The sequence below is a fragment of the Chryseobacterium sp. MMO-72 genome (assembly GCF_037146035.1).
GTDB classification, from domain to species: Bacteria; Bacteroidota; Bacteroidia; order Flavobacteriales; family Weeksellaceae; genus Chryseobacterium; species Chryseobacterium indicum.
Window position 1 is genome coordinate 76,099 of the sequence record NZ_JBBCWG010000011.1, and the last position, 25,813, is coordinate 101,911.

Annotated in this window: 18 protein-coding genes; 16 read left to right on the top strand and 2 right to left on the bottom strand. The window is 33.2% G+C overall.

What is annotated here, in order from left to right:
- Window positions 1-20 precede the first annotated feature (20 nt).
- The 9 genes from WFH39_RS14925 to WFH39_RS14965 all read left to right on the top strand — a co-directional run bounded on the left by WFH39_RS14925 (window position 21) and on the right by WFH39_RS14965 (window position 7,360).
- Window positions 21-1,010 (top strand): hypothetical protein, encoded by a 990-nt coding sequence (locus WFH39_RS14925; protein ID WP_002977349.1) that lies wholly within the window; start codon window positions 21-23, stop codon window positions 1,008-1,010.
- Between the two features lie 61 nt (window positions 1,011-1,071).
- A complete protein-coding gene (locus WFH39_RS14930; protein WP_002977350.1) occupies window positions 1,072-1,773 on the top strand; it encodes a hypothetical protein in 702 nt (233 codons plus the stop codon).
- A gap of 124 nt (window positions 1,774-1,897) precedes the next feature.
- Entirely contained in the window at window positions 1,898-2,020 is a 123-nt protein-coding gene (locus WFH39_RS14935; RefSeq protein WP_002977351.1) for a hypothetical protein, read from the top strand.
- A 79-nt stretch (window positions 2,021-2,099) separates the two neighbouring features.
- Window positions 2,100-2,630: a hypothetical protein gene (locus tag WFH39_RS14940; RefSeq protein WP_002977352.1), complete on the top strand. Its 531-nt coding sequence runs from the start codon at window positions 2,100-2,102 to the stop codon at window positions 2,628-2,630.
- A 90-nt stretch (window positions 2,631-2,720) separates the two neighbouring features.
- Window positions 2,721-3,746, top strand: a complete 1,026-nt coding sequence (locus WFH39_RS14945) for a hypothetical protein (RefSeq protein WP_002977353.1) — start codon at window positions 2,721-2,723, stop codon at window positions 3,744-3,746.
- A gap of 82 nt (window positions 3,747-3,828) precedes the next feature.
- Window positions 3,829-5,574 (top strand): DUF262 domain-containing protein, encoded by a 1,746-nt coding sequence (locus WFH39_RS14950; RefSeq protein ID WP_002977354.1) that lies wholly within the window; start codon window positions 3,829-3,831, stop codon window positions 5,572-5,574.
- A 55-nt stretch (window positions 5,575-5,629) separates the two neighbouring features.
- Window positions 5,630-6,079, top strand: a complete 450-nt coding sequence (locus tag WFH39_RS14955; RefSeq protein ID WP_002977355.1) for a hypothetical protein — start codon at window positions 5,630-5,632, stop codon at window positions 6,077-6,079.
- 11 nt (window positions 6,080-6,090) lie between these two features.
- On the top strand, window positions 6,091-6,939 hold the full coding sequence (locus tag WFH39_RS14960; RefSeq protein ID WP_002977356.1) for a restriction endonuclease: 849 nt from the start codon (window positions 6,091-6,093) through the stop codon (window positions 6,937-6,939).
- Window positions 6,940-7,018: 79 nt separating this feature from the next.
- Entirely contained in the window at window positions 7,019-7,360 is a 342-nt protein-coding gene (locus WFH39_RS14965; protein ID WP_002977357.1) for a DUF2511 domain-containing protein, read from the top strand.
- Window positions 7,361-7,376: 16 nt separating this feature from the next.
- Here WFH39_RS14965 and WFH39_RS14970 read toward each other — a convergent pair whose 3' ends face one another.
- Both WFH39_RS14970 and dinB read right to left on the bottom strand, forming a co-directional pair.
- Window positions 7,377-10,451, bottom strand: a complete 3,075-nt coding sequence (locus tag WFH39_RS14970; protein WP_002977358.1) for a DNA polymerase III subunit alpha — start codon at window positions 10,449-10,451, stop codon at window positions 7,377-7,379.
- 8 nt (window positions 10,452-10,459) lie between these two features.
- Window positions 10,460-11,605: a DNA polymerase IV gene (dinB, locus tag WFH39_RS14975; protein WP_027383735.1), complete on the bottom strand. Its 1,146-nt coding sequence runs from the start codon at window positions 11,603-11,605 to the stop codon at window positions 10,460-10,462.
- A 61-nt stretch (window positions 11,606-11,666) separates the two neighbouring features.
- Here dinB and WFH39_RS14980 point away from each other — a divergent pair, with 61 nt between their 5' ends.
- From WFH39_RS14980 to WFH39_RS15005, 7 genes are all read left to right on the top strand, one after another.
- Window positions 11,667-12,443, top strand: a complete 777-nt coding sequence (locus WFH39_RS14980; protein WP_027383734.1) for an XRE family transcriptional regulator — start codon at window positions 11,667-11,669, stop codon at window positions 12,441-12,443.
- Between the two features lie 145 nt (window positions 12,444-12,588).
- The gene (locus tag WFH39_RS14985) at window positions 12,589-13,194 is read left to right on the top strand and encodes an alpha-ketoglutarate-dependent dioxygenase AlkB family protein (RefSeq protein WP_002977361.1); all 606 of its coding nucleotides are present in this window, start codon (window positions 12,589-12,591) and stop codon (window positions 13,192-13,194) included.
- 72 nt (window positions 13,195-13,266) lie between these two features.
- A complete protein-coding gene (locus tag WFH39_RS14990) occupies window positions 13,267-14,340 on the top strand; it encodes a ComEC/Rec2 family competence protein (protein WP_002977362.1) in 1,074 nt (357 codons plus the stop codon).
- On the top strand, window positions 14,337-19,214 hold the full coding sequence (locus tag WFH39_RS14995; RefSeq protein WP_002977363.1) for a hypothetical protein: 4,878 nt from the start codon (window positions 14,337-14,339) through the stop codon (window positions 19,212-19,214). Before WFH39_RS14990 ends, WFH39_RS14995 begins: the two co-directional genes overlap by 4 nt.
- A gap of 56 nt (window positions 19,215-19,270) precedes the next feature.
- Window positions 19,271-20,542 (top strand): ATP-binding protein, encoded by a 1,272-nt coding sequence (locus WFH39_RS15000; RefSeq protein WP_002977365.1) that lies wholly within the window; start codon window positions 19,271-19,273, stop codon window positions 20,540-20,542.
- 417 nt (window positions 20,543-20,959) lie between these two features.
- A complete protein-coding gene (locus WFH39_RS21235) occupies window positions 20,960-21,289 on the top strand; it encodes a DUF6660 family protein (protein ID WP_050791101.1) in 330 nt (109 codons plus the stop codon).
- Window positions 21,290-21,445: 156 nt separating this feature from the next.
- A complete protein-coding gene (locus tag WFH39_RS15005) occupies window positions 21,446-25,810 on the top strand; it encodes a CusA/CzcA family heavy metal efflux RND transporter (protein WP_002977367.1) in 4,365 nt (1,454 codons plus the stop codon).
- Window positions 25,811-25,813 lie beyond the last annotated feature (3 nt).

Here is a 25,813-nt window from a genome sequence, read left to right on the forward strand (position 1 = left end):
AAAACTAAAAACTAATTACTATGAGTGATATTTTATATTACCCTTATATCAATGTACCGGATAATGACTGGACTATAAGAACTCTTCTTTATTACAAGGATATTGCTGCGATTGTACCTCAGGAATATCTTTGGCAACCAGAACGGAATTATGACCCGTTTATGATGGAGCTTGTTAGAATGTCTCTGATAGTTCCTATAAATCCTATTGAGATATTTGATGAACCTTGGGAAGTAACAAAACCTTTCGTTACCGAGATTGAGAAGAATAAAAATTCACTTGAAAAAGCACAAAATCGATTCTATAATAGTCAAAGGAATTTAGTGCATTCTCAGAAGTTTTCTTCTGCCAGAATACACGCTGATAAGTTTGATGATAATGTCTTCTATAGTCTTGAAAATTTAGGGCTTGCCAGTAGAGCAGAGGGAAATTGGTATGCAGTGGAAACAAAAACGGCAGATCAATTAATGAAGTTCGTAGCTACCATAATTGGAGCTAAGACGAACAGAATTCCTATGACTGATAATTTAAGGTCAAGGTTTTACAGTATTAAAAATCTAAAAAACCAAAAAAAAAGGCAGACGATTTTAGAAAGTTTGATCCCATTTCCACAAAATATAAAGTTAGATAAAATGTTGCGCTTCAAGGAGAAGCATGGTGATCTGTTAGATGCTTTTACAAGCAGAGTTGAATTACTTGTGCTTGATCCCACAGTAATAGAGGGGACAGATTTATTTAACGAAAAGATCAGAGAATTGGTGATTAGAAAAGGTGAGCTAACCGCAAAAATGGGAGAGAGTCAAATAGGAAATATTATTTTCGGATCAGTATGTGGGATTATTGGTGCCACGCAAGGAATTGTAGCCACCGGAGATTTAAAATCTATGCTTTGGGGATTACCAGGATTTGCAAATGCTGTATATTCCGCGATGAAAATTGAAAAAACGGAAAATGTCTTTGACCAATCAGGAATGAAATATCTTGCTTTAGTAGACAAAAAACTCAGATAACTTTCGTATTTGAAGTAAAGCGGATTGAAATAAATAAAATATAAAAATTAAAAAACTATCTATGGAATTTGACGAAAAGATTGAACTAGTATCGAAATTACTAAATTTTGCATCTTCTAATAATAATCACGGTGATCTGGAAGATGTTAGAAACATAACAATGGATGCTATTGCATCAAGCATTCAAAATTACCTGATTGCTCTTAAATTATCGACACACTTAAGTGATATTAAATATCTTCAAGAAAATATTTGGGAAGGATTTGTAGAAAATGATCTGGTTGATCTAGATCATAATTTTAATGGATTCATTAAAGATGCCTTTTATAATGCTCTGTTTATTTCCATTGAAACCAACTTTAGAGCTATAGCAAAGCACTTTGAGGCAAGGGCTAATACAATTAATAAAACTTCTATAAAGGAGACTTTTGAAAAGTTATTAAGTATGATTTCCTTTTTTGCAGGTATTACAGCTTATGAAAGAGATGTGATTATCTATTTTTTCTATTTGCGAAATACAATGCACAATTTTGGAATTCACACTAAGCCGAATCATAGTTTAGAAATTGAAGATAACACTTCCGTAATAAATAAGTCAAAAGTTAAATTAGAATTGATTCAAAACCAACCTAATAATATTACTGGTAAAGAACAACTTCTTCTAATTGAGCAGGTAATTAAAGTTATAATAAGATTCAATTCTCTAATTCCGACCGCTGAAAGAGTAAAACATCCATTGGCTGATTTTGATTATAATGGATAGCTCCTAAAATAATTTCTTATTTTAACTTTTTTTAACATTTGGCACGTATTTCGATTACATGATCATGTCAAAACTAGCCCAACATCGACGTTAAAAGTAGTAGGCACTAAAACAAATTAAAATAATGAGTAATTCAAACAAAAACTGGCCAAGTAAAACAGGAAATCCTTCTGGAGGAAATAGGGGAAACAATCCTGCTAAAACTTCAAGTGGAGGAAGTAGTAAGCCTTCTACACCTAAAAAATAACTCTGTTTAAAACATTCTAAAGTCTGAATATCTATTCAGGCTTTTTTTGTAAATTTATAAAAAACTAATAATTTACGTTATGCAACATTCCATTATTGAATTCTTGAGAAGAAATAATTTAAAAATTGATCAGGATTTCAATTGTTTTTGCTCAGTTATCAAGAAACATGATTCTATAAAGCAAGTAGAGAAAAGCCCATTCAGAATCATTTTCCAAGAAAAGTCAGTCGTTCTTTTAAGGATTAATGCTCCAAAGCCAAAAGAATATCGTTTTGGGTACGAACATATTATAGATCATTCTTTGCATGGTAATAAACTTAGACTCTCAGTAAAAGATTGGTTCTACGATAATATGTACTTTGAATTTGACTTTCTATTTATTTTTAATAAATATATTCTTGATCCCTTTAGTGTAAAAAAAGCTGATTTTGAAACTGTTGTTGGTAAAGAATTATATGTAGTTTATTCAACTTCTTGGTATGACGATAAGAAAGAAATGGAAGGTGTTTTAACAAGAGTTGGTGATTTGAGAATATATATTGATGATATTAATAATCAAAAACAAGAAATTGAAATCTTTGATCTTGCATATTTCTTTGCGAGACTTTAGCAAACTAAGTCATTCACTCTAAATCTAAGAGTCACTTTCCCAGTGATTCTAAAAGTTATTTTCTTAAAATCCAAAACTAATTGCCACTTCATGAGAGAAGAATTTAATGAATTAAATGTACCGGATGGTCATTACCTTAAAATTGCAAAAAATTCCGGAAATATTTATTTTGATGAATTTATTGAATCTGTTTCAAAAATTAAACAGTTTATATCCAATAGAGATTTCAAGGATCTCTGGGGAAATAAGTTACAGCTAAAAAAAGCAAAATTTGACGAAAAAGCTTATATTCAAAGTGCCTGTGAGCTGGCAGTTGCAAATTATTTTTGTGAGAAAAATGGTTTCAGGGTCGAAGCTAAAGTAAACCCTAAAAATCAAAAAGATGTAGACGTTAAATTTCAGTCTAACAATTTCACATACAATATTGAAGTAAAATGTGCGGCTTTTACTAATAGAGAGAAGGTACAAAATACAGAATCTTTCAAATATCAAACTTATGGTCGACTTGACAATAGGCTAGACATAATGTCAATACTTTCCAATGCGATAGATGAAGGTTTAATAAAGCAAGGTAAATCTCTGAAAGAACATTCTGAGTTAAAAAGTATGGATAATAATCTTAAAGATTTTCTGATTAACGCGCACGAAAAATTTAATGATTTATCAAAAGAAAATGAGATCAATATTTTATTAATATGCTGTGGTGATAGAGAGGATATGCAGAGCTGGGTAGGTTATCTTAACGGCCCCGAAGGTCTGTTTACTAATGGTTCTTTTTGCGACCCTGCTGATTACAATAATGTAGACTTAGTGATTTTAACTAACTTATATTACAAGCACAAAGATTTCTATAATAAAAATATTGAGAATTCCTGGAACTTGAATGAAACCTTAAATCTAAGTATTATAAATCCTTACTGTAGATTACGTAAACCAAAAGGGATTGAAAATTTTGATAGTGAAATGATTAATTATAATTCAGAGATTAATCAATTTAAAGTGCCTGGACTAGCACCAGAAGTCCTGAAGGATGCCAGAAAAGTTGTGCATTTTGTAATCGACTATCTCGAAATACAAGAAGGCAAATATTTGTTTGATAAAAAGAGTAGTAATTGATATTCTCTTTGTTATCTCGACCTTTATAAGTGATCAACATAAAGTTCTTAAAGCTAAAAACATTAAAATTAAAAAATAAATTATGTCATTTTTTCCTCCGCTTTCAATTGCAGATGCAATCGATAAAATAGATTACAATCAATATTTACTTCCTGCAATTCAACGAGATTTTGTTTGGTCATCTGGAAAAATAGAGATGTTATTTGACTCACTTATGCAACAATATCCAATTGGTTCAATGTTGCTTTGGAGAGTTGAAGGTAATAACACACAAAACCAACGATTTTATGGGATCTTAAAAAAATATAGAGAAAGATTCCTCAATAGATCAGAAGAAGTTGATACAAAAAAACTTCCTAGCTTCGAAGTCGTTTTAGACGGGCAGCAGCGCCTTACTGCACTTTATCTGGGGTTGAAAGGTTCTTATGCTTATCACGAATATAATCTGGCTTGGAAAGATAATGAACACTCTATTCCTACAAGATATCTTTATTTAAATCTTAAATATAAAAAGGATTCTAGCAAGGACTTAAACGATAGTGACGATGATAGAAAATATGAATTCTTGTTTTTAAAACCTTCAGAAGCAAAAAATGAAGATGGAAATAAATGGTTCAAAGTCGGAGATATTTTGGGTATTCGCGGAATGGCACAGCTGAATTCTTATTGTAAGAAACACGAAATAGAAGATCAGGATGCTCAGGAGATATTGAGTCGGCTTCACGATATTGTTCATCTTGAGAAACTTATTCACTACTATCTTGAAAAAGGTTCTGATTTTACCAGAGCATTAGATATTTTTATACGAATAAATTCAGGCGGTATTAACTTAAGTTATTCGGATTTAGTAATGTCAACAACTATTTCAGGTTGGATGATTCTAGATGCCCGCAAAGAAATTAATGGATTAGTTGATGAAATTGTAAAGGAATACGGCTTTGCCGTAAACAAAGATTTGATTTTGCGTACCTATCTGATTTTGTACAACGATGATATTAAATTTAGAGTAACCAATTTCAGTATTAAGAATGCTAAAGATTTTGAAAGTAAATGGGAAAATATTAGGAAAGCAATTAAAGAAGTCTTTCAACTTATTGTAGACTTTGGATATGCTCCAAAAACACTGACATCATTAAATGCTGTTCTTCCGATTATATATTATTTATACAAAACTGATAAAGTAAAAGATTTTCATAAGAAAGTTGCATATAAAGATGATAGAGCAATTATTAAAAAATGGCTTCATGTTGTTTTGCTACATCAAATATTTGGCGGGCAAGCTGAAGGTGTATTAAAAGCTATCAGAGATACTTTGAAAAAAGAAATTGCTAAGTCTCCGGCAGTTTTCCCTGCTGCCGCTATTGCAAAGAGGCTTTCTAAAACCAATAAAAGTATAAACGTCGATAAAGAGTTTGTAGAAAATCTTTTATATACTCAGAAAGAAAATAGATACGCTTTTCCCATACTCGCATTACTTTATCCTAACTTAAAATATAAGGATGGAGATTTTAATCTTGATCATTGTCATCCGATATCAAATTTCAATGAAAAAAAGCTAAAATTAAATAATATCCAATTGACTGATTCTAATAGAGAATACTTTACAGATCCGGAGTATTTTAATTCCATTATTAATCTCCAAATGTTAGATGGTAATGAAAACAAGTCAAAAGGTGCAAAGCAACTTGCAGATTGGGTTTCTACAAATAAAATTAATAAGAAAAAGTACTATTTTCCCAATGATTTAAATTTTTCATCATTTGATAAATTTGCAAAACAGCGTCAAGTTATTTTGACAGTAAAACTAATGGAGGAACTTAAATTCTAATTTTTTTTGTTTAGTTAACAGTTTGATAATCTTATTTTTTAATAAAATGTACACTATGATATTAGAGATTAATGAATCCAGAAAGTTTATTTTTATAAGTACTAAAAATAATGTGACTTATCAATTTACTTCTAGATGTACTTATATGTTTAATGAGACATATAACGGTTTTACTTATGTATTTGAAGTGTATGAAGAGTCAAAGGAAAGTGATGATTCTTTTAGTCTCATTTTATTAGAGATGGAAAATGAAACTGATTTAAAAGTAGTTGACTTATATCCTGACAGTAGTAAGTACTATTTGGGGAAAGGAATTTCGATCAGCCTTCTTCTAAAGTGTAGAGAAATTTTTGGAAAGAGGATAATTTCCAGTAGTAATTTGAAAAAATCTGATAATTATTGTGAGTGGAATACGCCAGAAGCAATTGATAAAGTTTGGAATCCTTTGGTAAAATCAGGGAAGGCTATATATGATCAAGATGAAGACCTATATGTTGTAATTTGATGTGAAATACGATGGATGAATTAAACAGTCTTGATTGGAAGATTTATGAATCTCTGACAAAATATATTTATGATACTTTAAAAAAAGAATATCATATTCCAGTGGAGGGTTATGGGCAGAATTGTAAAATAAAAGGTAATTCAGGGGTTATGCATCAAATTGATGTGCTGACCGCTGAGTTTGATGGTTGCCAAACTTACAAAACGGCTATCGAATGTAAATACTGGAAAAAAAAAGTAACTAAAGATACAGTTATGAAGCTTCTTTCTATCATCAATGATACCGATATACAAAGAGGAATTATTGTGTCAAGGAATGGATTTACTCGGGATGCACAAATGTTTGCAGAACATCATAATATAAAGATAGTGCAGCTGAGAGAATCTGAAAATAATGATAATGAACAGAAGGAAGTTGAATTTGGAATTTTAGATTTATTTTTCAAGATCAATGTGAGCAGACCAGAGGTCACAAGAATAGTTGTTAAAACAAATGACGATAATGAAATTATACTTCCTGAAACACAGCAATATTTGGTTTATATTGAAAATAAAGATGGCACAAAAATAAGATTGTATGATTCTGTAATGGTTTTTAAAAAAAATCTACACACTCAAAAACCTTTTGAAATGGTTTTGAAATCTTACGATTTTACAGATCATAGACTGTTTTTTAATGGAAATTATCAAAAGATAAAAAGCATTACCTACACAGGTTTACTAACTATTATTAATAAGGACCATCAAAAAACATTTTCTCTAGTGGATAAAGTATGGATGATTATGAACCAAATCTTTGAACAAAAGACATTTCTTATAACCCAGCTTGGTATTGTTGTGAATAAAGAAGATTTGTCATAAATACTATTTATGTTCTTAGTAATACGGTTTCCCGTAATGTCAATTTAGTTTTCAAATCTATCTTTGACAAAATTAAAAAATGAAAGCTATTTACAGTTTATTACTTTTAGTATTAATATTATCGTGTTCTAACCCAGTCCAGCGAAATACAATAAAATTTTCAAAGCTGGAGTATGGAGAAAAATGGCCATTTTCAGTTGATGAAGTTGAAGTTTATTGTTCTGGATATAAAGAAATTTACTGCAAGGCCAGCAATGGAAAGACATATGCTTTAAATGGAACTGCTAAAGGTGTTTCACATAATAATGCTGCTATCAGTAAAGTTGATGAAATATGGTTGGATGATCCCAAATGGGCTGGATTAAAAATTTCATACGGAGATTTTATCACTAAAGGTCTGGAACTTTGTGAAAATAAATAACAAGAATACTAAAGAATCAGTTTATCTTTTTTCTTGGTAATCCAATTTCATGTTCCTGTGGATAGGGATTTCGGTGAGTCATACTAACGTCTTCCCGTAGACTTCTTTCCATTTCTTTAGATTTTTCATCATCCATCGAATATCGCGGATCGGCAATCAAAGGCATTTTTGCCATTTTAGTAATGGTAATAGTAGGAAAATGATAATCTACTTCAACAGTTCCTAATAAAAGGTAGACTCCTCCTTCCTTAAAGGGAAATTGTTTTAAACTGTCGGGAAAATGTGCCGTGTCAAAATACTCACCTTCAGCATCGATCCATGTTCCGAAATACATATCGTCTTTCTTTCCAGGATGATTTCTCATCTTGATAGGAACGTGTTTCCTGGAAATTAAATATGCCAGCATTTTAACCTGTTTTTTATGATACTTCAAGAGATCTTTAACCAAAACGTGACCTCTGTATTTAGTCTTGAGTAAATCAAAGATCGAATAGGAAACTGGAAATCCTAAAATTTCAATTTCATCAAAAGCGTCTTCAAAAGGGTTTCTATCTATTGTCGGTAGCTTATAATCTTTTTGAGGTTCCTCAAATAATGATATGATCTTGCTTTTATATTGATTCTTTGAAAGTAGGAATCTTGCTTCAATTAAAAGTTCGTGTTTCTGCTTTCCGGTAAATCTGAAAGCCCCGACAAAAATTAATATCTGTAAAGTTTCAATACCAATGTTGACTCTTTTTATAAAATCTTCTAATGATCCGTAATCGCCGTTTTCTTTCCTTTCTTCCGGGATATTTACTTTGATAGAAGCTTCAAGTTTTTCAATATGCATTAGACCTAAGTACACATCTGTTCCATATAATGTTGTATGAAATTCGCTTAGGTTAATGCAGGGGTTATGAATTTTAGCACCTGACATCTTCGCCTCGTGTACATAAACTTCTGTTCGGTAAAAACCACCGCCATTATTAATAGCAGATACCATAAATTCGATAGGGTAATAGGCTTTCAGAAACAGACTCTGATAGCTCTCCACGGCATAAGAAGCAGAGTGTGCTTTACAAAAGGAGTAGCCGGCAAAAGATTCAATCTGTCGATATACTTCCTGAGAAAGCTGCTCAGGATGTCCTTTCCTTTTGCAGGATTCAAAGAAATCATCTTTTAATTTTTGTAAAGCTGAAAGTGATCGTCCTTTACCACTCATAGCTCTTCGAAGAACATCTCCATTAGCTGCAGAAACTCCACCAAAGTGCATCGCAATTTTAATGACATCTTCTTGATAAACCATAATGCCATAGGTTTCGCCTAATTCTTTTTCAAATACATCGTGGAAGTATTCAAATTGACCGGGATGATTGTGTCGGAAAATGTACTCCCGCATCATTCCACTCTGTGCAACTCCTGGACGAATAATTGATGATGCAGCAACCAATACTTTGTAATTATCACATTTTAATCTTCTCAAAAGTCCACGCATAGCTGGAGATTCAATGTAGAAACAACCAATGGTCTTTCCAATGCTCAAAAATTCATTGCACTTGACTTCATCCTTAGAGATTCTGGTATCTTCAATATCTACATTGATTCCCTTTTTTTCTTTAATTAGATTAACGGTATCTTTAATCGTTCCCAATCCTCTTTGTGAAAGAATGTCAAACTTTTCCAGACCAATATCCTCAGCTGTATGCATATCAAACTGAACAATTGGAAATTCTTTTGGAGGAAATTCTAAAACTGAATAATTTGTAATAGGTTCTTCGGAAATAAGAATCCCACAAGAATGCATACTTCTTTGATTGGGAAATCCAACTAACAACTGTTCATACTTATAAATCTCTTGAACAATTGAATTTTGATCGTGTAGTTCTCTCGGTTTTTTTGAAAGCTGATCTAGTTCATCTTTCGGCAGTCCAAAGACTTTTCCCAGTTCTCTGAATCTCGATTTTCTCTTGAACTCCACATTAGTTCCACAAAAAGCAACGTGATTTTTTCCATATTTATCAAAAATGTATTCCAAAATAGTGTCACGATTCTTCCAACTCCAATCGATGTCGAAGTCGGGAGGACTTTTACGGTTTAAGTTTAGAAAACGCTCAAAGTACAAATCTAGCTCTAGAGGACATATGTCGGAAATGCCTAAACAATAAGCTATAATACTGTTAGCGCCACTTCCTCTTCCGACGTGCATAAAACCCATACGCTTACTGTATTGAATAATATCCCAAGTAATCAAGAAGTAGCCGCAAAAATTAAGTTGATGAATAACTGTTAATTCTTTTTCAGCTCTCTCAATAGCCTGTCTGTTATTATCAGGATATCTATGAGATAAACCTTCATAAGCAAGCTGGGATAACAATTTAAAGTCATTTTCCTTGCTGTCAGTATAATATTTTTTATTCTTCGGGGTTTTAAATTCAAAATCAAAACTGCATTGACTGACGATAAATTTCGTGTTTTCAACGATTTCTGGGTAATGCTTAAACTGATCGAGAAGAGTTTTCTTACTCATAAACAACTCATCTTTTCTACAATAATCTTTTTCAGCCAGTTTTGTAAAAAGAATATTACCATCTATGGCTCGTAATATTTTATGAAGTTCGTATTCGTCATCAGTCTTAAACGTTACCGGATGAAGGATAACCATTTTATGAGTGAGGGATTTGAATTCAGAATTGATTAAAAGGTTTAACTCATCTTGTCTGATTCCGATAAACTCGTGTTCCAATAATATATCAGGTTTATTTTGTAAAGTATAAATCACAAAGCAGTTTTCTAATTGAGGATTAGATTTTGGAATTTCAATATTTTCACAATTATAATCGGTCAAAAGCCTGTTGACTTCAGCTATTCCTTTCGGGTTCTTCGCTAAGCATATATAATACTGCTCATTTTCAACTCTGACATCAACGCCTACAATAGGTTTAATGCCTTTATCTTCACACAGTTTATAAAACTGATAGATTCCCGTTACGGTATTGATATCAGTTAGCGCAAGAACTTTCAGCTTATAATCCATAGCCAGATCAACTAATTCTTCAACAGAAATAGTCCCATAACGAAGGCTATGATAGGTATGACAATTGAGGAACATAATTTTATTTATTGAGTCAAAAAACCGGAAGCCCTTCCAAGGCTTTTAGCACCAAAACGGTCTTTCATTTTATCCATGGTCTGATATAATGAGATCAGCTCTTCGGTATCTTCAAAAAGATTCATCTGATGGCTTCCGTGAACCAGTCCTGTAAACTTGACACCTACAAGACGAATTCTCATTCTTCGGGTATAAACTTTCTTGAAGAGTTCCAGAATATATTTCAGCAATGTGTGGTCTGCTGAGGTATAAGCCACCTTACATTGTTTAGTCTCTGTATCAAAGTTGGCATATCTTATTCTTACTGATACCGTTGAGGTCAGCCATTTTTCCTGTCTTAACTGGTAGCATAACTGTTCAACCATTCCGGAAAGAATACTTCTGATATTCGGAATATCGATGGTGTCTTCGGAAAAAGTTGTTTCAGTTGATATGGATTTACGCTCTGAATATTGAATCACAGGATTTAAATCAATGCCATTGGCTTTTTTCCATAACTCAGTTCCATTTTTTCCAATTAATTCCTGAAGCACATCCACTGGCATTTTAGCAAGTGTTTCAATCTTTCTTACACCTAATCTTGAAAGGAGTTCAAAGGTCACATCACCAACCATAGGAATCTTTCTGACGGATAAAGGATTTAAAAAAGGCTGTATTGCGAGCGGTTTTAATTCTAATTTACCGGCTGGCTTTGCTTCACCTGTTCCAATCTTTGAAACTGTTTTATTGGTAGACAATGCAAAACTAATAGGTAGACCTGTATTTTTCTTTACCGCTTCCGCAATTTCGGTTGTCCATTGATAGCAGCCGAAGAACTTATCCATGCCCGACAGATCAAGATAGAACTCGTCTACACTTGCTTTTTCCATAACAGGAACTTTTTCCTGAATGATTTCAGTCACCAAATGTGACATTTTGGAATAATACTCCATATCACCTTTGATAACCTGCGCTTCGGGACATAAGCGTAAAGCCATTCGCAAAGGCATCGCAGAACGAACCCCAAATTTCCTGGCTTCATAGGAACAAGATGCTACTACACCACGATCTCCGCCACCTATGATCACGGGCTGATTCTCCAATACAGAGTCTCTCAGCCGTTCACAGGAAACAAAGAATGTATCCAGATCCATATGTGCAATCGCTCGTTCCATTTGACAAAATTATCACGATTTGTAGCAAAAAATTGTATATTTGTTGCTATAATTTATAGCAATGTCAATTTTATCAGAAAACATGCGGTATTTAAGAGGTAAGCTCAATCTGTCTCAACAAAAGGTTGCCGATGATCTTTTAATTACCCGAGGCCGATATAGTAAGTATGAAGATGATGCCGCAGCGCCACCCCTTGATATTTTAGTGAAAATTTCAAGATATTATAATATCAGCATCGATTTACTTTTGACCATCAACGTCAGCAAATATTCGATTGATGAGATTATGGAGCTCCCTGACAATAGGATTGTTCTGCCTATCAGGGTTGATCAGGATGGAAACGATCAGATTGAGATTATTCCACAAAAAGCCTCTATGGGTTATCTGAACGGTTATGGAGATCCGGAATACATAGAAAGTTTGGAAACGATATCCTTACCTTTTTTAAAAGGTGGGAAGTTTAGAGCGTTTCCAGCGGACGGAGATTCTATGCCGCCTTATAAGAACGGAACTTATATTGTTGGAAAATATGTAGAAAATCTTTCTGATCTGAAAACGGACCGGACTTATATTTTCATCACCACTAATGATGGAATCAGTTACAAAAGATTCCAGTTTCATGAAGCAGACAGTATATGGGTAAAAGCTGACAATCAATTTTATGAGCCATATAAAATTCCATTATCTGAAATTAAAGAGATCTGGGAATTTGCCTGTAGTATCAATACGATAGAATATGGAGCTGATGAATTTGCAGAACGTAATATTCAAAACTTTATGACAGAGATCAAGACCGATATCAAACAGATTAAAGAAAAAATAGGAGATAAGAATTGAATTCATTTGAATAAAGCTCAAAAATAAGTTTCCTAACATTACTTCATAAAAAAAAATCTCCTAAGGGAAGCAAAAACACAAATGATGAAAAAAATCCCGTATAAACGGGCCAGATCAAATATAAATATTTTAATAGAAAATTGCAATGAGTCAGCTGAGTTTATTTGATACGGAAGAGTTTTATAAATTTCCAAAAGACCTTTTGGAATACAAGGAACATTTCCTGAGCAGCAAAGAAGCCGATGAATTGAAAGATATACTGCTGAAAACGACACCTTGGGAACAGCGAACTCAGAAGATGTATGATAAAACAGTTGTAACACCCCGCCTTACTGCTTGGTATGGAGGAAATGATAGCTCTTACGATTCAGACGGAAATGTTTCAGGAACTAATCCTTGGACTCCCGAGCTTTATACTTTAAAAGAAAGGATAGAAAAAGAATTTGGGTATCAGTTCAATGGTGTTTTATTAAACCTGTATCGTGATAATAATGATTCCGTGGCATGGCACAGAGATAAAGAAAGCCGCTATGGAAAACGACCTGTGATTGCATCAATCAGTTTAGGTCAAACCAGAAACTTTGATTTCAGAAAAAAAGACCATCATCAGAGCAAATACAGTTTGCCATTGCCTCACGGTTCGTTACTCATTATGAAAGGGGATTTACAGGAAAACTGGGAACATCGAATTGCTAAATCAACAGTAAAAATGAAAGAAAGGATTAATTTGACCTTTCGTTTAATTATTTAAATAAACTCTTACTTATCCAATTAACTTTTCCTATTTTAGAAAAAATAAGAAAGTATTAATAACCATTATTTTATGACTCAAAAAACACATCGGATTAGTTTTCATTTTTTCGATATCGGCGGCGGTGATGCTATTTTTATCAGATTTTTAGGAACAGATTCCCAATGGCATAATATACTTATTGATGGAGGATATGGTAAAGAGTACAAAAATTCTTTTGCCCCATTAATAAAAGAAATTTTGTCTTCTGGCGAACAAATTGAAAATTGGATTATCAGCCATATAGATCGCGACCATATCGGTGCCGTAAAAGGTTTTGTCGTGGACAAAAAAATTGAAAATAAACAAGACGCTGTAAAGAATTTTTTATTTAATCATTCTCCTGAGATGATAAAGGAATCTAATGGGAAAATCTCAGTCGGTGACGGGATTTTACTTAGGGATTTTTTAACTGCAAATAATCTTCTTACCACAGTGCCAATAAATACTGAAACATTACCAATTGAATGTTTTGGTTTTAAAATGACCATTCTTTCACCTACACCTGAAAAGGAAGCTGCTGCAACAGAATTGTGGAAAGAAGAAGAAAGTAATGGTAAAATTGGTAGAAAAGAAAATCAATCCGACCATAAAAAAATAATTGAAGAACTTACAGGGAATGAATTTAAACCGGATACAGATCCTGTTAATGGAAGCTCTATTGCTGTTCTTGCCGAGTTTGATAAGGTAAAAGTACTCTTATTAGCCGACAGTCATCCCTCTGATATAATTGACAGTTTAGATGCATTGGGGTATAATAAAGATCGGCCACTGCCCGTGAAGTTTATGCAATTATCACATCATGGCAGTAAAGCCAATACCTGCCCTAAATTGCTGGAAATAGTTCAGACCAATTGTTATGTGATAACTGGAAACGGTATCCATAACAGACATCCGGATAAAGAGACTATAGTTAGAATCATTACGAACGAGAGAAGAAATTCTGAAATTATCAAAATTCATTTTGCTTGTGATACTCAAGAATTGAGAAATATCTTTGAGGTCGATGACGACGCTTTTGAAAGATATACATTTGAATGTGATTATTCACAAATAGGACCTGACAGCTTAGAACTTTCGTACCTGCCCTTAACTCATAAAATATGAATGAAAATATACCACAGCTTTCTACAATCAAAATCAGATGTAACCACGAAATTGCTACAGCAGTAATTTTCTACCCGAGTCCTGATGTTGATGACGTGTATGTCTTGACTGCAAAACATTGTTTAGAAGGTAAAAAGTTCGATAAAGAATATGTAAATACGGATATTAAACTTGAAGAGATTTTTAATCAGGAAACATCAGAATTTCATTCATACAATTTGACCGAAACAGATATTGTTATTGTGTCAGATGATGATGAGGATATGGCATTGTTGATTCTTTCTAAAAAGAATATTCTTCCACTTACAGGTAAACAATTTTTTTGTCAGGTAATTGATACTGATGAAATGGTGGAAGATTATCAAATTAGAGGGTATGCTAATTTTAATGATCAAGAGGCAGATCGATCTTTTCCTATGAAATTTATCGAAGATATCAAGAGCAATCGATATAAATTTACACTAAAGTCTGAAAATTCTCTCGATACATATTATCAACAGGCCTTGGAAAATGTTGAAGGATTGTCTGGAAGTGGCGCTTATTCTATCTTGTATGGAAAAACTTATTTTACAGGTATTATTCATACATACGAGGACGGTGGATTTTTTTTGGCGACCAAAGTTTTAGCATACAATAAGCTGATTCCATATCCTAAGTTCAGTCTGATCAATTCTATCAAACCGGAGACAGATAAAGATGTTCTCTTAAGTTATGAAGAAATGGAAAAAAATGAACAAACCACTAATTCTAGAACTAGAGAAAAAATCGGAGATTTTAATGTTCCTCGTGATAATATAGACCTCCTGCAATTGCTTAAAGAAAAGAATCTTGTAGTGGTTCATGGAAACCCGGGAGTTGGAAAATCGGCTTTGACAAAATCAGCTGTAAGTGATTTGAAAATGTCTGGAGATCGTAGTGTTTTAACTTTTACCGCTGAAAACCTGTATTGTGAAACAATTAGTGAAGCTTTGATAAAAGCCGGATGTAAAGTTAGTATCGAACAAATATTGGCAAGTCCTTTATCAAATAAGTATTTTTTAATTTGGATAGAAAGCTTTGAAAAACTAATAGAGTCAGGTAGCTCGGGAGCATTTAATGAACTACTTCAGATACTGGAAAAAAATAAAAATATAACTATAGTTTTAACAATAAGAGACTACTTATTACAGAAGTTTAAAATCGATTACTATTATGAGCTGCCAGAAAATATTGCTTATTTTCAAGTAGGTGAATTTAATGATGCTGAGGTTGAATTAATCGTTGAAAAAATTCCTGACTTACTGCCATTGATGGAAAATTCTAAGATTAAGCATCTTTTGAGAACTCCTTATTATCTTGATAAAGCTGTACGAATTATACCAGAACTATTAAGTGAGGAACACTTGGACGAGTTACAATTTAAAAGGTTAATGTGGAAATATATTGTTGAAGACAATCAATCACGACGAGGAACTGTTTTCTATGAGATTTGTCTTAAAAGATCTAGAGAAATGTCTCTTTTTACAACATATGAGAGCGATAACAGTGTGACTGCTGATCTTGTTAAAGATAATATTCTACAGTTGGATGATATGTCCGATACCAGTGCTTACAGTCCTTCTCACGACATATTGGAAGATTGGGCATTGATCAGATTTATAAGAAATCAAAAATCGGAGATTGCAAACTCAAAAGATTTTTTACTTTCGATAGAAAATACTCCCGCCATGAGAAGGGCATTCAGATTATGGATGGAAGAGTTTTATGAATATGAACCGGAAGCTTCCGTATATTTTATGCACGAGCTCTTAAGTGATGATACTTTGTCCCCTTCATGGAAAGATGAGCTACTGATTGTTTCACTTAGATCAAATCATTCCAAAGTACTACTGGATAGTTTAAAAGTACAGCTTCTTGAAGATGAAGCGAAATTGTTGGATCGCATAATCTATTTACTACAAACGAGTTGTAAAAAAATAGATCCTCAAAAAAGAAATTTTAATGATCTTCTGCCTATTGGCTCCGGATGGGATTATATAATTGATTTTATCAAAGCTAATATTAATGAAATTAAGCTGCAAAATTTTGAATTAAAACATTTGACTCTTATTGAATCATGGTCAAAACAGCTCCCTGAATTTAACCAAGGCATACTTCCATCTGGTGCAAAAAGCGCTGCTTTTCTGTTGGAAGATTTTATTTTTAGGTTGCAGGGTCGTTCAATTCAGAGGAGATTAGGCAGGAGATCTTCTGAATATTTAAAAAAATATATTAAAATTCTTTTTAAATTGACGGCAGCCGATCAGGAACTTATTGCTTCGATTATTCAAGCTTGCTTGATTCCTGAAACAGGTAATGAAAGATGGACTGATCCTGCTTTTCTACGAGAAATAAGAGCTTATATTACCGGAGGTGTTATTTCAGATCAAATTTGTCGCTTTTTCCCTGAAGAAGTTATTCAAATGGCTACTGAAGACTGGGCTCAAAAGGAAGAGAAATATGCACCGGGGAGTATTAATAGTATGCTTATTCGAGAGCCTAAAGTAAATGATTTTGGTTTAAATAAAGATTTAGAATATGATTATGGATTACCATCAGGTTATCAGACTTTTTTTTATTGGATGTTTTTGTATCACGGTGAAAAAGCTCTTGATTTCCTTATTCCATTTTTAAATGATGCTTTTGAAAAAAATTATGAAATTCTTCTGTCTTTAAAAAAGAGAGGGGTGGAAAGGATTGAGGTTGTTTTTGAAGATGGATCGTGTGGTGTATACTATGGGAATCCTGAGTACTGGTCTATGTACCGAGGATTTTCAATTTATGATAAGGTCTTAATATCAGTGCTGATGGCTTTGGAAAAGACTTTGTTAGAAATTGGGGATAAAAAAGATTTTTCAACAGCACGCATATTTTTAGACAGGTTGATAAGAGAGTCTAACAATATTGCCATTTTAGGAGTGGTCTGCAGCATTTTACAAGCATTTCCTAATTTAGTTGATGAAACTTCTGTCTCCTTATTAGGTGTCCCACTGTTTTTTAAGTGGGATTCTACAAGGTCTACTTCGGATATGATGAGAAGCAATGTCTATAATGACGAAGAATTCGAAAGAAAAGAACGAATTGCCGCAAATCAAAGAATTCATCGCAATAAGTATTATGTAGGTTTAGTTGGATTTGTGGCTGACTATATGTTTTATCAACGAGAGTATAATGAACTTTTATTCAAACAGGTCGACAGAATGTGGGAGAATGTCAAGGAAGATGATTGGCTTTTTAAAAAGTTTTTGTTTGATATGGATGCTAGAAAGTATGAATTTAAACATTTTAATCAAAAGGGATATGAAAATTATGTTCAGGTAGTTCCCGGATATGATGATACAATTAGAAATGTTGTAGAAAGTGGGAATGATTATACAGTTCCGACAGCTAATACGACTTGGGCAAGAAAAGTTTTCGAATACGAAGAAGTTGATGATCATAACTATGAAACTTGGAAAATAGGATATGAATTTATTTTGCAACTAGATGGTAGACGAGAAATTATGGTTTCTCCAGGTACTATGGCGTCTATTGCTCTTCGTGACTTTTCAAATCAACTTCAACCTGATGAAATTGCATGGTGTTGTGAAACTATTATCAATTTAGAAGCAAAAAAATTAGCGAAAACAGATCCATACGCTATTAATTTTGATTTATTGGATAATATACCTTCTCTTAAAGGATTATGCTATATTTTTAAAGTTGATATTGAGCAAGATTTAAAATTGAAGGTTAAAGAATTAATTTTCCGTTTACTTTTAAAGGGTCTTGACGCTAGGGAACGAATCGCTTTGCAGCACGCTATTTTACAGGAATTAGTATTATTTGAACCTGATTTTGTTTTAAACTGTTGGTATGGATTAGCAGAAGCCATCGTAATTCTAAAGGCACAAAATAAAGAAAGCGAGAGAAAGCGAATGTTATATCATCAAGGGAAATTAAGTGCTCGTGATTTTAATAAGTCGGAAGAAGACAATTGGTCGGAAGTACTAATTAATTCTGTTATCAAAGGAAGTATAAACATACCTGATGAAATTATCGTTTCATTAGACTTACATACTCAGTGGTACTTGGATGACATGCTTCGTATCATCCCATGGAATACGGCTCTTCCTGCTCACCACAAATTTATTCAGGATGTTCTGACACTACACACTGTTTTTTTAAATGATCCCAAATCAAGCATGCTGGATTTTTATGAAAGTAGACATGCATTTACTTTTTATTATCCACGATATCTGCTGAATCAGCCTACAGAATTATCATTACCTCTCTTAAAAAAAATACTTGATTCAAGTATAGAAACACCTGAAAAAAGTATCCCTGATGATTATTTAAAATTTATATATAAGTTAGTTGAAGAGTTTATTAGAGCAGCGATAGGTAGAATTCAACTCGAAAATTTCTGGATATTTTGGGAATTTTTGAAAGATTGGATGATCAATAACAGCAATGCGAGATTTCTACCAATTTTTCTTTTTGACATTGACTGGGTGGAGAGCTCTGAAAAATGGTCAGTATTGGATGGTAAAAGCTTATATTTCAAAGATTTTATAATTACTTTAGGATTTAACAGAATTAATTCATCGATAAAATTTTTAAGTGGCATTGCATTTTATAATTTTATGCCTAACTCAATATCATGGATTGTTCCCATGCTCCAAAGCCAAAATGCTGAACTGGTCGAGAACGATATTTTAGAAAAATTCGTTGAAAAAGCTTTTTATAAATATGGTGGTAAAATAAAAAGAGATAAAAATACTTTAGCTGACTTTCTATTTATTTTAGATTTTCTAGTCAAAAGAAGTTCTCCTAAAGCCTATATGTTACGAGAAGAATTACTTCAATTTAAATAATTAACATTTTGTCGTGAGATATTTTTGGGAAATATATTAATAAAATTGGAAAATAAATGAATACAGAAGATTTTATAAGATTGATTGAGGGTCAAACGGAAAGCCCTTCACTAGATTTTAAAGCAAACAGTCCTTGGGATTATAAGAAGCTAACAAAAGATATCTTGGCAATGTCAAATCTACCAGATGGAGGTCACATTGTAATTGGAATTGAGGAAAAGGATAATGAATTTATTAATGTAGGAGTTGACCAGAAAAATATTATCACTTACAAATATGATGAAATGCGAGATCAGGTTTCAAAATATGCAGAACCAATGGTAGATTTCAATGTCTATTTTCCGGAAGATAGAAACGAATTAAAATATGTGGTAATCAAGATCTTCTCTTTCAAAGAAATTCCAACTCTTTGTAAAAAAACTCTGGACGGAGAAATGAGAGCAAGTACTTTGTATTATAGAAATACAAATAAGAGACCTGAAAGCGCAGCCATATCAAATGTCAGCGATTTGCGAGATCTCATTGAGTTGGCAGCCGTTAGATTAATGCAACGCAGAAAAAGTTTTGGCTATACCATTCCCAATATTGACGCAGAAATATTTGACGCAGAAATAAAAGCTTTTCAGCAGACATCATCATATGAATTAATAAAATCGAAAGGCAATTGCGAAGTTTATATAACTCCTCTTCAAAAAGGTAATTTACATAGTCTTAAAAGATGTCTTGAAGTTGTCGAAAAAGCACAGGTAAAGGCGTCATGGTCATTGCCATTTATACCAAGAACGTTACACGAGGGTAGTTTAGTTACTGCTGAAAATTCTTACGAGGCTTTTTCCGATTTAGGAGCTCGAAAAGAACTGTGGAGAATGTATTTGTCAGAGAGTTTTTGCATGATTAACAGCTTTGTAGAAGACTGGCTAGAAGGTGATCATTTGAGAGGGGCTTGGGCATCAAAATTTCCTTCTGGTCAATACTTGTTTTATTATACAAGTATTATACATTATCTTACTCAACTATATGTTTTTATTGAACACTTAACAATAGAAGGATTATATAAAGAAGGTTTGAGTATTTCTATTATATTTAATGAGTTAAAAGATAGAAGATTACATTTGGACAGCGAGAATCACATGCCGCTTATGAAGATAAGAACGACAAAAACAGATAAAATCACTATTAATGAGGAATATTCACGATTAGAAATTCTGGAGGGAGGTATAAATATTTCAAGTTCTATAATTTTAAAAGTTTTAGATTACTTTAGTTTTTACCCTTCAAAAGAGTCAGTTTTACAGATTCAGAAACAGTTCTTAGAAAAAGGTTACTAAAGAAAATTACGTAAATTCAGTTCAATTTTAGAACCTATTTTAAGATGATTTTTTGAATATTTAATATGTACATCTATATTAAAGAAGTATTATAATTTGGAAAGACCAATATTGATATAAGAATTTAATATATTATTCATCTAAAAATCAAGTGTAAATTAATATATAATTTTGTTTTGAAAAAAATGAAAATTAGTTTACTGAAAAATTGAGTTAAAATTAAATTATGGTGGCAATATTATTTAAATGTACATATCTAATTTTATCTAAAAGCATCAGTTTTTTTCTATAATTATAAATGACTTAGATGTATTGTAGGTATTTTATTTTTTTGATTCGGCATAATCAAATGTATAATTTCCTTAAAATTTTAGGATAAAATATTTTTTTGGTAATTATATTTTATACATTTGCATTATGAAATTTGTAAGACTACTTTTCATCATCTATTTTGTGGCGTTATCCATAATGCCATGTCTAGATAGTGCAAATGCTCAGTCTTTTAAGCAAGATTTCAATTATTCTTTAAGTTCAAAGACACAAGAAGATTCACATTCGAAGGCAGATTCTTGTTCTCCATTTTGTTCTTGCAACTGTTGCAGAACCACGGTGGCATCTTATAAAATCGAACCAATTCTAGTTTTTTCAAGAATCGCTACTGCGTTTTTTTCTAAGAAAATCCATTTTCAGAAAAACGACTTCGCTTATTTGGTGTACGACCAAATCTGGCAACCGCCTAAAATATAATTTTTATTGATATGATGGAAGGATTCCCTTTCATCTAAATTGTCTTGGAAACTTTGCAATATCATTGCACTGTAATCCTATTCATCTTTGCATCATCTTTTAAATTCAGTTTTATACTGATTTTAACTTTGGGCAATCCAATAAAAATTAAATTCAATGTTAGATAAAATCATAAGATTTAGTATCAAGAACAAGATTGTCATTGGTATCATGACCTTGTTATTGATTATTTGGGGAGTTTGGAGCGCAACCAAACTGCCAATTGATGCTACACCGGATATTACCAATAATCAGGTGCAGATCATCACAGTATGTCCCACACTTGCTGGACAGGAAGTAGAACAACTTGTTACCTTCCCAATTGAACAAAGTATCGCAAATGTACCAGATATTGAGGAAACTAGGAGTATTTCTAGATTCGGTCTATCAGTGATTACAGTTGTTTTTAAAGAAGAGGTAGATATTTATTTTGCTCGCCAACTGGTTACTGAAAAATTAAAACAAGCAGAAGAAGAAATTCCCCAAGGTGTTGGAACTCCTGAACTTGCCCCTGTTAGTACTGGACTTGGAGAAGTTTATCAATATATCCTGCATCCCAAAAAAGGCAGTGAGAAAAAGTATGATGCTAAAGAACTGCGAACAATGCAGGACTGGATTGTGCGAAGACAGCTTAATGGAACACCTGGAGTTGCAGAGATCAACAGTTTTGGCGGTCAGTTAAAACAATACGAGGTCGCTGTAAATCCAGACAGATTAAGAGCGATGGGCGTAAGTATATCTGATATTTTTACCGCTCTCGAAAAAAATAATCAGAATACAGGAGGTGCTTATATTGATAAAAAGCCAAATGCATATTTTATCCGTGGAATCGGTTTGGTAACATCTTTAGAAGACGCAGGGAACATTGTAGTTAAAAATAATACGGGCAGTGTTCCAATCTTCATAAAAGATGTTGCTGAAGTGCGTCTGGGAAGTGCTGTGAGATATGGTGCAATGACTTTTAATGGTCAGGTCGATGCTGTGGGAGGTGTTGTTATGATGCTAAAGGGAGCCAACAGTAATGAAGTGGTGAACAGAATTAAAGAAAAGATACCAGTTATACAAAAATCTCTTCCTGCAGACGTTGTAATTGAACCTTATTTAGATAGAACCGACCTGGTTGGAAGAGCAATCGACACAGTAGAAAAAAACCTAATTGAAGGTGCACTCATTGTCATCTTCGTACTTGTTATCTTCTTGGGTAATTTAAGAGCAGGTTTAATTGTAGCATCAGCTATTCCATTATCATTACTGTTTGCATTAGGAATGATGAATGTGTTTGGTGTGAGTGCTAACCTGATGAGTTTAGGAGCGATTGATTTCGGGCTTATTGTTGATGGGGCAGTTATTATTGTGGAAGCTACCTTACATCATTTAGGCTTGAATAAATCAAAAAAAATGCTTACCCAAGCAGAAATGGATGAAGAAGTTTTTCTTTCTGCATCCAAAATCAGAAGTAGTGCAGCATTTGGAGAAATCATTATTCTAATTGTATACATTCCGATTTTAACATTGGTGGGAGTAGAAGGTAAAATGTTTACGCCTATGGCTAAAACTGTGGGATTTGCTATTTTGGGCGCTCTGATTTTATCATTGACTTATATTCCGATGATGAGTGCTTTATTCTTATCAAAAAAGATGAGCCACAAAGAAAATTTCTCTGATAAAATGATGAACAGAATTCAGAAAGTTTATCAGCCTTTATTGGAAAAAGCATTAAAAATAAAATATTGGCTGGTTGGAGGAACCGTAGCTCTCTTTGCTGTAGCAATATTTGTTTTTGGGAGAATGGGTGGTGAATTTATACCTCAGTTGCAGGAAGGCGATTTTGCATTCCACTGTATCCTTCCACAAGGAAGTTCCTTAAATCAAAGTATTGAAACTTCAATGCAGGCTTCAAGAATTATAAAACAGTTTGATGAGGTAAAAATGGTTGTTGGTAAAACTGGCGCTGCTGAAGTACCTACCGACCCAATGCCACCGGAAGCTACTGATATGATGGTTATCTTGAAACCTCAGAAAGAATGGAAAACAAAGAAAACGTATGACGAACTCGCTGATGAAATCTCAGAGAAATTAGAAGTGATTCCTGGAGTTTTCTTTGAAAAGAACCAACCTATCCAAATGCGTTTCAATGAGTTAATGACAGGTATTAGACAAGATGTTGCAGTTAAAATTTTTGGTGAAAACTTAGATTCTCTGGCAATTTATGCTGATAAGACTGCTAAGGTAATACAGTCTGTTAAAGGTTCTACATCTCCCCAAATTGAGCGTGTAAGCGGACTCCCTCAGATTAACGTAGAGTATGACAGAACCAGAATGGCCAATTACGGATTAAACATTGAAGACGTTAATAATGCAGTAAGTACAGCTTTTGCAGGTAAATCAGCAGGTCAGGTTTTTGAAAATGAAAGGAGGTTCGATCTGGTTGTAAGATTAGACAGTTTACACAGAACAAATATTGACGATGTTAGTAATCTAATGATTTCTACTGCCTCTGGAACGCAAATTCCACTCGCCCAGGTTGCTAATATTAGTTACAAATTAGGGCCTGCCCAAATCAGCCGCGAAGCGGGAAAAAGAAGGATTGTAATAGGTTTCAATGTGAAAGACCGTGATGTTGAAAGTGTAGTTAAGGACATACAATCAAAGCTCGATAAAGAAGTAAAACTTCCTGCAGGATATTATTTTACCTATGGAGGTCAATTTGAGAATCTTCAGGCAGCAAGTAAGAGATTAATGATTGCAGTTCCAGTATCGCTATTCTTAATCTTTATGCTGCTTTATTTTACATTTAATTCATTTAAGCAAGCCACTTTAATTTTTACGGCTATTCCTATGAGTGCGATTGGTGGTGTATTCGCATTATTATTGAGAGATATGCCATTCAGTATCAGTGCCGGAATTGGCTTTATTGCTTTATTTGGTGTTGCCGTTTTGAATGGAATTGTATTGATTGGAACATTTAATCAATTGGAAAAGGAAGGCGAGACCAATATTCTGAAAAGAGTAATGGAAGGTACAAAAACAAGATTAAGACCTGTTTTAATGACTGCAACAGTAGCTTCATTAGGATTTTTACCGATGGCTATTTCTACAGGTGCAGGAGCTGAAGTGCAAAAACCTTTGGCGACAGTTGTTATCGGAGGTTTGGTTACGGCGACTTTCTTAACATTATTTGTCTTACCAATGTTGTATATTATTTTTAATACCAAGATTAATTTAAAAAAGATCAATAACAAATCGGTAACCGCCATTGTGGTTTTAGGATTTTTATTTTTAGGACAGACTTTTAGTGCACAACAGGGAAGAACCATAACAGTCGAAGAAGCTACACGTACTGCTATTGAGAATAATCAATCAATCCGATCGAGAGATCTGGATATTAAAGCTACACAGGCATTGATTCCAACGTCCAAAGAGCTCCCGAAAATGAATGTGGATGCTCAATTGGGGCAGTATAACTCTAAGAAATTTGACCAATCATTTTCGATCTCCCAAACGATTCCATTTCCAACTTTGTTCAAAGCAAGAAAAGAGTTGATTGCGGAACAGATTAAAGGAAAGCAAATCAACAGGGAAGTTTCTATGAATGAATTAGCGAAACAGGTTCGAACGTATTATTATCAAATTGAGTATTTACAATTTAATAAATCCAAGCTTAGCAATCTGGATAGTTTATACAATGACTTTATCAGAGTTGCAACGGTTAGGTTTAAAGCCGGAGATATTAAAAAAATTGAAATCAATACAGCTGAAACACAGAGAGGGGAAATCAACTTATTGCTTAAACAGAATGAGGTTTATCTTACCAATGCCTATAAAAATTTAAAAACATTGCTAAATATTGAAGAGGATATTTCAGTTCCATTTGATCAGAACTATCATCCGCTACAAGCACAATATGTTTTAGACAGCAGTGCCATTGCACAGCATCCTACCGTAAAAGCTTTTTATCAGGAAATGCAGATTGCGGAAAAAAATAAGAAAGTTGAAAAATCTTTGGGACTTCCTGACTTTACCATCGGATATACTAATCAGTCATTGATAGGATTTCAAACCATCAACGGGATGGATCAGTATTTCAATGGAGGAAACAGGTTTCATTCGGCAACAATTGGTGTTTCTATTCCTTTGACATTTGGAGCTACGAAAGCAAGAATCCAGTCTTATGAATATCAGAGACAAATGGCAGAATCAAATGCAAAATTCCAGCAAAAGCAGCTTGAAGCGCAATTGCAAAATGCATTTAATCAATATCAGCAAAATGTTAATCAGTATGACTACTACGTTAATCAAGCGATTCCAAATGCTGAGAAAATTGCCAAAGCAGGACAATTAGGTTATAAAACAGGAGAAATTTCTTATGTAGAATATCTTTTTGCACTGCAGACTTCCACCAATATTCAGCTTAAATACCTGGAATCTATTCAACAGGTCAACGAATCTGTAGTTATCATTAATTCAATCATCAATAAATAGACA